This is a genomic window from Streptomyces fungicidicus (assembly GCF_003665435.1).
Taxonomy (GTDB): Bacteria; Actinomycetota; Actinomycetes; order Streptomycetales; family Streptomycetaceae; genus Streptomyces; species Streptomyces fungicidicus.
The window spans coordinates 5463081-5466908 of sequence record NZ_CP023407.1 but is presented as its reverse complement, the minus strand read 5'-3'; the positions used below and the strand labels follow the sequence as shown (position 1 = coordinate 5466908).

Genomic DNA, 3828 nt, shown 5'->3' with positions numbered 1-3828 from the left:
GGTTACGCGCCCTCCCGCCGCTCGTGCCGTTCCGTTCGTCCGTCGTCCGTGCCGCGGGCCGCCCTCGGCGGGGCCGCGGGCTCCTCGTCGTCCTCGACGATCTCGTCCCGGAGCCGGCTCATGGCCGTCTGTCCCCGCGCCACGGAGGTCTCGCTGAGCAGCGTTCCGAAGATCGACTCCCAGTCGACGCCCATCCGGTCCGGTGCGGCGCCCCGCGCGGTCATCCGGGTGAGCGGGTCGAGCGTCTCCACGACCCGGCGGGCCATCTCGGCCCGCGCCCTGTTCGCGGCCTCCAGCACCGCCGCGGACAGCTGGGCGGCGGCCATGGTCCGGTACTTGCCGTCGAGGAACTCCAGCCCGGTCAGTTCCCCCTTGGCGCCGACGGAGACCCGCACCGACCGGTCCGCGGACCGCGCGGTGACCGAGGCGGCGTCCAGCTCGGCGCGTGCCGAGGCCGCGGCCTCCTCCGCCGCCTTGAGATGGGCCATGGCCTGCGCCACCCGGTCCTCCATCGGCTGATTCATCCCGGTCCCCATTCCCTCAGCGCCCCAGGGCCTGCGGCGCGCCGCCCTCGTCGGTGCCCCAGACGTCCTCGTCCTCGGCCAGCCACGTGGTGCGTTCCCTGTCCCCGCTCTCCGTCTGCGGCCTGCCCTCCCCCGCCCCGCCCATGGGTCCCATCGGGGGCATGAAGGGGGTGCTGCTGCTGGTCTGCGTGGTCCTGGGGACCACGCGGTGCTCCTCGTCGTCGACGGCCGCCGTGGTGGCGGCCGTCCGGCCGGGCCTGCCGACGCCGGGTTCGATGACGTTCCTGGTGCGTTCGCCGGAGCCGCCACCGGCCTCGCCGCCGGCGCCCCGCATCATCGGCGGGTACATCCCCGGCGAGCCCGCTCCCGTGCCGGTGCTGTCGGCGGAGGCGCCCGCCATGGCGTCGCCGCCCTGCGGGCGTCCCAGCGCCGAGGCGAGGTCGTCCTGGTTGTAGAGGTTGTCGCTGAACGCGGAGGAGTACGCGGAGCCGGAGGAGCCACCCGGGTTGTAGGCGGAGAGGTCGGGGGGCTCGGGGAGGTCGGCGATCCGCTCGCGGATCAGCTCGTCGATGTCCTTCCCGCCGGCGCCGATCCGGTCGTACTCGGCCTGGATGTCGGCCATCCGGCGGTCGTAGTCGGCCTTGGCGTCCTTGCGCGCCTGCTCGGCCTCGGTGCGCGCCTCCTGGCGTTCGGCCTGGGCGTCGGCCTTCGCCCGGTCGTACTCGCTCCTGGCGTCGGCCTCGGCGGCGTCCGCCCGTTCGACGGCCTCCCGTTCGGCGGCGTCGATCTCCTCGATCCGCCGGTCGTACTCCTGACGGGCCTCGTCCCGGTCCGTCCCGGAGGCGATCTCCCGCTCGTACTCCCGGCGGGCCTCGGCCCGTTCCTGTTCGGCGTCCTCGCGGGCCTGGTCCCGCTGCTCCTGGGCCTCGGCCTTCTCCTGCTCGTACTCCTGCCGCGCCGCGGCCTCCTGGCGGTCGGCGTCCTGGAGGGCGGCTTCGCGCTCGGCGCGGGCCTCGGCCTTCTGCTCCTCGTAGTCGGCCTGTGCGTCGGCCTTGGCGTTCTGGGCGTCCAGCCGGGCCTGCTGCTTCTCCTGCAGTGCCTCGCGGCGGGCCTCCTCGCGCTCGGTCTCCGCCCTGGACTGCGCGTCGGCCTGTTCCTGCTTGGCGGCTTCCTTCTCGGCGTCGGCCTCCGCCTTGGCGGCGGCCTGTTCCCGCTTGGCCTCCGCCTGCGCGGCCTCCTGCTCGGCCGTGGCCTCCGCCTTCTCCTTCTCGGCCTCCGCCTTGGCGGCCTCCTGCTCGCGCTTGGCCTCAGCCTTCTCGGCGTCCTGCTCGGCCTTCGCCTCCGCCTTCTCCTTGGCCGCCTCTTCCTTGGCGGCCTCCTGCTCGGCCTTCGCCTCGGCGCGGTCGGCCTCGGCCTGGGCCGCGGCCCGTTCCCGCTCCTTCTTCGCCTCGTCCTGCGCCTTCTGGTTCTGCGCGACGACGAAGGCCTGCTGCTCGGCGGCCGCCTGCTTGGCCTCGGCCTTCTCCTTCTCCTGCTCGGCCTTGGCCTCCGCCTTCTCCTTCTCGGCCTCTTCCTTGGCGGCGGCCTGCTCGGCCTCGGCTTCGGCCTTCTCCCGATCCGCCTCGGCCTTGGCCTCCGCCTTCTCCTTGGCGGCCTCTTCCTTGGCGGCCTCCTGCTCGGCCTTGGCTTCGGCCTTCTCCGCGTCCCGCTCGGCCTTGGCCTCCGCCTTCTCCTTCTCGGCCTCGGCCTTCGCTTCGGCCTTCTCCTTCTCGGCCTCCGCCTTCTCCGCGTCCCGCTCGGCCTTGGCCTCCGCCTTCTCCTTCTCGGCTTCCGCCTTCGCTTCGGCCTTCTCCTTCTCGGCCTCCGCCTTCTCCGCGTCCCGCTCGGCCTTGGCCTCCGCCTTCTCCTTCTCGGCTTCCGCCTTCGCTTCGGCCTTCTCCTTCTCCGCCTCCGCCTTGGCGGCAGCCGCCTCGGCCGCGGCCTTCTTCTTCTCGGCCTCCGCCTCCGCCTCGGCGGAGATCTCCGAGAGGGGACGGTCGTCCTTGTCGGTGATGCTGGTGTCGAAGGCCTTCTCGGCGGTCTTGAACGCGTTGTGGATCGCGACGATGGCCTCGGCGCCCGCCGTGCTGAGCCAGTCCTGCACGGACTGCTCCCAGCGGCGCACCGCCTCGTCGGCGATCGCCTTCCACGTGGTCATCTCGCTCGGCTTGCCGTACGACTTGCCCTCGATGACGATCTCGTTCTGGAAGCCGTCGGTCGACACCACGTAGTTGTGCCAGGAGGTGTACGGCCCGGAGCCGCTGGACACCGTGTCGATGTCCGTCTTGTCGTACTGGGTGTCGAACAGGGTGAGCCGGGCGTTCTGCAGCATGTCGTAGAGCCACCGCTGCGGATTGCTCTCGGCCTTCCACGCCTCCCAGGCGTCGTGGAGCTTCTGCGCCTGCGCGAGGAGAACCCCCTGGGCGTCGGCGAGGGCGCGGGCCGGCTCGGAGGTCACCGTCACGCCGTCGACGGTGACGGCGCTCTTGTCGTCGCCGCCCCTGCCGTTGAGCTGGTCGGCGTACCCCTCGTAGTTGCGGGCCAGCTTGTGGATGAGCTCCTTGAAGATGGCGGCCGAGGTGCCGTCCCAGGAGTCGCTGCCCTCTCCGATGTTCTCGGTGTCCCACTTGCCGACGGTGACCGCGCTGTCCTCGAAGAACTTCACCACCCGGTCGAAGGCCTTGGCCGCGTCCGTGAAGGTGCGCAGGTCGACGTAGTCGGCGTCGTCCACCGGGTAGCCGCGGTTCTTGAAACCGTGGGTCGAGTAGGGCCACATGGTGATCTGCGAGAGGGCGTCGCGGGAGCCGTAGACGTACCGGACCAGCGCGTTGGTGTTCCAGTCGAGCTTCTCGCCCTCTTTGTTCCAGCCGCCCTTGTCCTTCAGGCGCTCACTCGTCTTCGTGTAGTCCGGGATCACGTCGTCGCCGCTCGGCGGCCAGGACTGGCCGGACGCGAGGAAGGTGATGTAGGCGCGATACCGGTAGAGGTACTTGCCCGCGGACACGTCCTGGGAGTCGTCGCTGGGGCGGTAGAACGGAATGGTGTAGTCGGTGTTGTGCGTCTTCCATCCGCTCGAGGACAGGAAGCCCGACGAGTACTCCGGGCCGCCGTGCTTGTCGAGCCGGACGTGAATCAGCGGGATGCCGTCATTACCCTTCAGATCGTCGAACAACGTCTTCCGCTCCGGCAGAACATAGCCGGTGAGCAGGTCAACCGCTTTCTTCCAGTTGTCGTTGTTGTTGTCCTCGGGGTTGGCCATCGCCGA

At 71.0% G+C, this 3828-nt stretch carries 2 protein-coding genes; both read right to left on the bottom strand.

Going from position 1 to position 3828, the window contains the following annotated elements; translation table 11 throughout:
* Nucleotides 1-2: 2 nt before the first annotated feature.
* Nucleotides 3-524 (bottom strand): YbaB/EbfC family nucleoid-associated protein, encoded by a 522-nt coding sequence (locus CNQ36_RS25085; RefSeq protein WP_121547622.1) that lies wholly within the window; start codon nucleotides 522-524, stop codon nucleotides 3-5.
* Between the two features lie 16 nt (nucleotides 525-540).
* Entirely contained in the window at nucleotides 541-3822 is a 3282-nt protein-coding gene (locus CNQ36_RS25080; protein ID WP_121547621.1) for an AAWKG family protein, read from the bottom strand.
* Nucleotides 3823-3828: the final 6 nt, after the last annotated feature.